Genomic DNA, 7213 nt, shown 5'->3' with positions numbered 1-7213 from the left:
CTCCACTCCACCAACCCCGCCGTCCTCGCCTTCCTCCGCGAACACGAAGACGACCTCGTCCTCTGCGTCCACAACTTCTCCCGCTTCGCCCAGCCGACGGAGCTGGACCTGAGCCAGTTCAACGGGCGGCACCCGGTGGAGCTGTTCGGCGGTGTGCGGTTCCCGGCGATCGGCGAACTGCCGTATCTGCTCACTCTCGCGGGTCACGGCTTCTACTGGTTCCGGCTCCGCGACGACGCCGTCTGAGAGTCCCCTCGCAGGCCCTGGGCGGGGCGGTTTCCCCCGCCCCGTCCGGGGCACCCATCAGGAACACCCCGAGGACCCGGGGAAAGGACGTGACGCCCCATGGCGGAAACGGTCACACCCTCCGGCACCACCAACCCCGCCCCGCTCCTCGCGTCGCTCGATCCACTGCTGCGCGAGTGGCTGCCCCGGCAGCGCTGGTTCGCGGGCAAGGGGCGCCCGGTGACCGGGTTCACGACGGTCGCGGCGACCGAACTCCTGCCCCTCACCACCGGCAAGCCGGGCCTGCACCACCTGCTGATCCGTGTGCACCAGCCACCCGTGCTGGGAGCCGTCACCCAGCCCGGTGACTGCTACCAGCTCCTGATAGGCGTGCGCGAGGCGCTGCCGCCCCGGCTGGCGCCCGCGCTGATCGGGCATGTGACGACCGGGCCGCTGGCGGGACTCACCGTCTACGACGCCCTGTACGACCGACGGCCCGCCGAAGTGCTCCTGGAGGCGCTGCGCACCCGGGCCCGCGTCGGCGGGCTGCGCTTCGACCGGGACCCCGGGCAGGAGATCCGGGAGGGCCTCGTCGCCCGGCTGCTGACCGCGGAGCAGTCCAACTCGTCGGTCGTCTACGGAGATACGTTCATCCTCAAGCTGCTGCGGCGGGTCGTGCCCGGCGTCAACCCCGATCTGGAGCTGCCGCTCGCCCTGGCCCGCGAGGGCTGCGCTCGGGTGTCGGCGCCGACGGCGTGGCTGCGGGCCGACGTCGACGGCGACGACGACGCCTATGTGCTGGCCGTGCTCCAGCCGTTCATCGGGGGCGCGACGGACGGCTGGGAACTGGCGCTGCGGGAGCTGGCCAAGGGCGAGGACTTCACCGCCGAGGCGCGGGCGCTCGGCCGGGCCACCGCCGAGGTCCATGTGGCGCTCGCGCGGGCGCTGCCCACGGTCACCCTGGGCCACGGTCCGCTGACCACGCTGGTCGACGGCATGGCCGAGCGGCTGACGGCGGCCGTGCAGGCGGTGCCGGCGCTGCGCCCGTACGAGGGCGGTCTGCGCTCGGCGTACCGGGCGCTGGCGGATCTCGCCGCCGAGGGCCGTACCTGGACCGCTCAGCGTGTCCACGGCGATCTGCACCTCGGGCAGTGCCTGCGCTCGCCGGACGGCTCGTGGTCGCTGATCGACTTCGAGGGCGAGCCGGCCCGCCCGCTGGCCGAACGGCGGCTGCCGCAGCCGCCGGTGCGGGACGTCGCGGGGATGCTCCGCTCCTTCGACTACGCCGCGCACTCGGTGGAACCGCCGGTCCCGGGCTGGGCGGCAGCGTGCCGGGCCGCGTACTGCTCGGGGTACGCCGAGGTCGCGGGGAGCGATCCGCGCACCGATCCCGTGCTGCTGCGGGCGTACGAGACCGACAAGGCGGTGTACGAGGTCGTGTACGAGGCCCGTCACCGTCCGGACTGGCTTCCGGTTCCGCTGTCCGCCGTGCGCCGTCTCGCCCTGTCCGACCAGCACTGACCCGCTCACCCTCGCCGAGGAGGCTCCGCCCGTGACCCGCCGTCCCCCGTCCACCGGTCCTGACCCGAAGAAGACGGAACCGGAAGTGGAGAACAGCGCCACCGAGAAGAAGCCGGCAGCCGCGCAGACCGTGACGAAGGTGACGGTGCCGCAACAGGCTGCCGCCGAAAAGCCGAAGACGAAGACACCCGTACCGAAACAGACCACCCCGGCCGACGCAGGGAAACCGACCGCGAAGAGGGCCACGCCGAAGAAGGCGAACCCGAAGGCAGCACCGACCGAGAAGTCGAGCCCGAAGAAGACGGCACCGAAGAAGGCCACTGCGGAGAAGACGGCGACCGCTAAGGAGACCGCACCCCAGGCGCCCGCCGGCGGGACACCCGCGGCGAAGACGGCACCGGTCGAGAAGGCCACGGCCAAGAAGAGGACAGCCGAGAAGGCCACGGCGAAGAAGACGACCGCCAAGAAGTCGGCGGCCGGGGCGACCGCCACCAAGAAGGCCACGGTCCGGAAGGCGGCCGCGAAGAAGGCCGCCGCCGAGCCCGGCGCCGCGGCCAGGGCGACCACCGGCACGGGCGCCACCGGGAAGACGGGGGCGAAGAAGGCCCCCGCGAAGGCGGCCGTGCCGCAGCGCGCCGCTTCGGGGGACGGCCCGATGAAAGCACCCGCCACAAACACCACCACCGCGCAGAAGACCGCCGCCAAGAAGACGACCGCGAAGAAGGCCCCGGCAAAGACTCCCGCGCCGCAGCGCGCCGCTTCGGGGGACGGCCCGGCGGAGGCGCCCGCCGCAGGCACCGCCGCTGTACGGAAAGGCCCCGCGAAGAAGACCGCCGTCAAGAAGGCGGCCGTGAAGAAGGTCCCGGCGAAAGCGGCCGCCGTGGACAGCACCCCCGTGCGGACAAGTCCCGCGGAGGAGGTAACCGCGGAGGGTGTGTCGGCACCTTCCGGTGAGGTCGTCGTGGGGCAGGCGGCCCGGCTCGGGGACGGGGATCGGGAGCGGTTGCTGAGTGGTGGGCATCATGATCCGCACTCCGTGCTGGGTGCGCACCCCGTGCCCGGCGGGGTCGCCTTCCGCGTCCTCCGGCCGTACGCGCGGAGCGTGACCGTCCTCGCGGACACCCTGCGGGCCGAGCTGCACGACGACGGCGACGGGTTCTTCTCGGGGCTGCTGCCGCTGCGCGAGGTTCCCGAGTACCGGCTGCTGGTGGCGTACGCGGACGGCGAGCACGAGGTGCACGACCCGTACCGCTTCCTGCCCACCCTCGGCGACTTCGACCTGCATCTGATCGGCGAGGGCCGGCACGAGGAGCTGTGGCGGGCGCTCGGCGCGCACCCCACGACCCACCAGGGCGTGACCGGCACCCGCTTCTCGGTGTGGGCACCGAACGCACGCGGCGTGCGGATCGCCGGAGGCTTCAACTTCTGGGACGGCACCGGTCATCCGATGCGCTCGCTCGGCTCCTCCGGCGTCTGGGAACTGTTCGTGCCGGCCCTCGGCGAGGGCGAGCTGTACAAGTTCGAGATCACCCGCCCGGACGGCTCCCGCACCCTGCGCGCCGACCCGCTGGCCCGCCGCACCCAGGTCCCGCCGGAGACCTCCTCGATCGTGACGTCCTCGCGGCACGAGTGGGGGGACGCGGAGTGGATGGCCCGCCGCGCGGACGTGCCCGTGCACGAGGCGCCGTTCTCGGTGTACGAGGTCCACCTCCCCTCCTGGCGCCCCGGTCTGACCTACCGCCGGCTCGCCGAGCAACTGCCCGCGTACGTCCGGGACCTGGGCTTCACCCACGTCGAGCTGATGCCCGTCGCCGAGCACCCCTTCGGCGGCTCCTGGGGCTACCAGGTCACCGGCTTCTACGCGCCGACGGCCCGGCTGGGCACCCCCGACGACTTCAGGTACCTGGTGGACGCCCTGCACCGGGCCGGCGTCGGCGTGCTCATGGACTGGGTGCCGGCCCACTTCCCGCGCGACGCCTGGGCCCTGGCCGAGTTCGACGGGCGTCCGCTGTACGAGCACGCGGACCCGCAGCGGGCCGCGCACCCCGACTGGGGCACCCTGGAGTTCGACTTCGGCCGCCGTGAGGTGCGCAACTTCCTCGTCGCCAACGCCGTGTACTGGTGCGAGGAGTTCCACATCGACGGACTGCGCGTGGACGCCGTCGCCTCCATGCTCTACCTCGACTACTCGCGCGAGCCGGGCCAGTGGACGCCGAACGAGCACGGCGGGCGGGAGAACCTGGACGCGGTGGCGTTCCTCCAGGAGATGAACGCCACCGTCTACCGGCGCTGCCCCGGCGTGGTGACCGTCGCCGAGGAGTCCACCGCCTGGGACGGGGTGACCCGGCCGACCCACCACCGCGGCCCGAGCGGCTTCGGCGGGCTCGGCTTCGGTCTGAAGTGGAACATGGGCTGGATGCACGACTCGCTGGAGTACATGAGCCACGAGCCGGTGCACCGCAGGTACCACCACCACGAGATGACGTTCTCGATGGTCTACGCGTACAGCGAGAACTACGTGCTGCCGATCTCGCACGACGAGGTGGTGCACGGCAAGGGGTCGCTGGTGTCGAAGATGCCGGGCGACTGGTGGCGCCGACGCGCCGACCACCGCGCCTACCTCGGCTTCATGTGGGCCCACCCGGGCAAGCAACTCCTCTTCATGGGGCAGGAGTTCGCCCAGGGTGCCGAGTGGTCCGAGGTGCACGGCCCGGACTGGTGGCTGCTCGACCCGGCCTACGGCGCCGAGGCCGACCACCGCGGCGTGCGCGACCTGGTGCGGGACCTGAACGCGGTGTACCGCGCCGCCCCGGCGCTGTGGCAGCGCGACACCGATCCGTCCGGCTTCCAGTGGATCGTGGGCGACGCGGCCGAGGACAACGTGCTGGCCTTCCTGCGGTTCGACGCCGAGGGCACACCGCTGCTCGCGGTGTGCAACTTCTCCGCCGTGGTCCGGTACGACTACCGGCTGGGCGTCCCCGACGACGTCCCGGCCTGGCACGAGGCACTCAACACCGACGCGGCCCGCTACGGCGGCGGCGACGTCACCAACCCCCACCCGGTCAAGACGGAGCCGCAGGGCAGCCACGGCCGCCCCGCGAGCATCCGCCTGACCCTGCCACCCCTGGCTACGGTGTGGCTGCGGCCCGCCTGAGCCCCTCGGGCAGATCGCCCGTGTGCAGGACGCCGAGGCGCTGGGTGGCGCGGGTCAGGGCGACGTACAGGTCGCTGGTGCCGTAGGCGCCCGGCTCCACCACGAGGACGGAGTCGAACTCCAGCCCCTTGGCCTGGCGCGGATCGAGCAGGACCACGGTCCGCGTCAGATCGGGCTCGGCGCCGGCGGTGACCCCGTCGAGCCGGGCCGCGATGCGCCGGTGCAGGGCGCGGGGCGCGATCACCGCCAGCCGGCCCTCGGCGGGGGTGAGTTCGGCGACGGCCTCGGCGACCGCGCCGGGCAGGTCGTAGTCCGCGCGCCGCACCCAGGGCCGTACCCCGGTGGACCGTACCGAGCGCGGCGGTTCGAAGTCCGGGTTCCCGGCGCGGACCACGGCCGCGGCCAGGTCCATGATCTCGGACGGGGTGCGGTAGTTGACGCCCAGCCGGGTGTGCTCCCAGCGGTCCCCGACGTACGGCGCGAGGATCTCCTCCCACGAGCCGACGCCCGCCGCCTCGGCGGTCTGCGCGGGGTCGCCGACCAGGGTCATCGAGCGGGTCGGGCTGCGCCGCATGAGCAGCCGCCACGCCATCGGCGACAGCTCCTGCGCCTCGTCGACGATGATGTGCCCGAACGCCCAGGTGCGGTCGGCCGCCGCGCGCTCGGCGGCGCTGCGGACGTCGTCCTCCTCGTGCCGTTCGGCGAACCGTTCGGCGTCGATGATGTCGTGCGCGGACAGCACCTCGGAGCTCTCGGGGTCGTCGTCCTCCTTGTCCTCGAACTCGTAGGTCCGGGAGGCGAACGACACGTCGAGCACGCCCTGCGCGTAGGCGACCCGGGTCTCCCTCTCGCGTTCGGCGCGGGCCCGGACCACCCGTTCGTCCACGCCGAGGAGTTCGGCGGCCTCGTCGAGCAGCGGCACGTCGGCCACGGTCCAGGCGCGGGTCACCGGGCGCCGGACGGCGGCCGCGTCCTCGTCGCCCAGATGGCCCTCGGGTTCGGCGAGGAAGTCGGCGACGAGCCGCTGCGGGGTCAGCCGTGGCCACAGCCGGTCGATGGCGGACCAGACCTCGTCGTTCTCGGCGAGTTCGTCGCGGATCTGGGTGATGTCACTGGCGTCGAGCAGGTTGGAGCCGTCGTAGGGGTCCGTGCCGATGCGTTCGGCGACCATGTCGGTGAGGGTGTTGAGGATGTGTCCCTCGAAGTGCTCGCGGGCCACGTTGTGGGGCAGCCCGGCGGCCCGGGTGCGTTCGCGGGCGACGTTCACCAGGCCGTCGTCGAGCATCAGGACCTCGCGGTCGTGCTCGATGGTGAGGACCGGGTCGGGCAGCGTCTGCCGGTCGCCGACGACACGGGCGAGGACGTCGGCCATGTCGGCACGGCCCTTCACGGCGGCGGCCTCGGGGGTGTCCGTGGCGGTGGCCCTCACACCGGGGAAGAGCTCGCCGACCGTCGAGAGGAGCACGCCGGTCTCGCCGAGGGAGGGCAGCACCTCGCCGATGTAGCCGAGGAAGGCCGGGTTGGGGCCGACGATGAGGACCGCGCGCCGGGCGAGCAGTTCGCGGTGCTCGTACAGGAGGTAGGCGGCGCGGTGCAGGGCGACCGCCGTCTTGCCGGTGCCCGGACCGCCCTCGACGACGAGCACTCCGCGGTGGGGCGCCCGGATGATCTCGTCCTGTTCGGCCTGGATGGTCTGCACGATGTCGCTCATGCGGCCGGTGCGCGCGGAGGTGAGCGCGGCCAGCAGCACGGCGTCGCCGGAGGGGTCCTCGTGCCCGGTGCGGGTGGCGTCGCCGAGGTCGAGGATCTCGTCGTGCAGCGAGGTCACCGCGCGGCCTGCGGTGGTGATGTGCCGGCGGCGGCGCAGGCCCATCGGGGTGTGGCCGGTGGCCAGGTAGAAGGGGCGGGCGACGTCCGCGCGCCAGTCGATGAGGACCGGGGTGCGCTCGGTGTCCTCGGCGCGCAGGCCGATGCGGCCGATGTGGTGGGCGGTGCCGGAGGAGAGGTCGATGCGGCCGAAGCAGAGCGAGCCGTCCACGGCGTTGAGCGCGGCCAGCAGTCCGGACCGCTCGGCGACCAGGATGTCCCGTTCGAGGCGGGCCTGCATGGGGTTGTGGCCCTGGGCGAGCGCGTCCGCGACGGAGGTCTCGGTGTCTCCGCGCAGCGCGTCCACGCGCGCGTACAGTCCGTCGATGAATTCCTGTTCCTGCCGCAATTCATCGTCCGGAAATTCTGTGTTTGACAATTCTGCTCCAGCCCGGATATACTGTGCTCACTGAACTTCTTCGTGACCTCTTGCAGTTGAAGTCACGA

General features: G+C 72.6%; 4 protein-coding genes. 3 read left to right on the top strand and 1 reads right to left on the bottom strand.

What is annotated here, in order from left to right; genetic code table 11:
• From AB0F77_RS32575 to glgB, 3 genes are all read left to right on the top strand, one after another.
• Positions 1-246 (top strand): alpha-glucosidase C-terminal domain-containing protein (locus AB0F77_RS32575; protein WP_361955277.1); only part of this gene is annotated, 246 nt, incomplete at its 5' end.
• A 99-nt stretch (positions 247-345) separates the two neighbouring features.
• The gene (locus AB0F77_RS32570; protein ID WP_361955276.1) at positions 346-1746 is read left to right on the top strand and encodes a maltokinase; all 1401 of its coding nucleotides are present in this window, start codon (positions 346-348) and stop codon (positions 1744-1746) included.
• Positions 1747-1777: 31 nt separating this feature from the next.
• Positions 1778-4900: a 1,4-alpha-glucan branching enzyme gene (glgB, locus tag AB0F77_RS32565; protein WP_361955275.1), complete on the top strand. Its 3123-nt coding sequence runs from the start codon at positions 1778-1780 to the stop codon at positions 4898-4900.
• On the opposite strand, the gene AB0F77_RS32560 is transcribed toward glgB, so the two are convergent.
• Positions 4875-7115 (bottom strand): UvrD-helicase domain-containing protein, encoded by a 2241-nt coding sequence (locus AB0F77_RS32560; protein WP_361955274.1) that lies wholly within the window; start codon positions 7113-7115, stop codon positions 4875-4877. The two genes, glgB and AB0F77_RS32560, sit on opposite strands and share 26 nt — an antisense overlap.
• Positions 7116-7213 lie beyond the last annotated feature (98 nt).

Source organism: Streptomyces sp. NPDC026672, assembly GCF_040638185.1.
Lineage (GTDB): Bacteria > Actinomycetota > Actinomycetes > Streptomycetales > Streptomycetaceae > Streptomyces.
This window is presented reverse-complemented; position numbering and strand designations above follow the sequence as displayed.

What these genes read in the sequence shown, in the direction of transcription:
- AB0F77_RS32570 (WP_361955276.1), top strand. Translation starts at nt 346, where the DNA reads ATGGCGGAAACGGTCACACCCTCCGGCACCACCAACCCCGCCCCGCTC.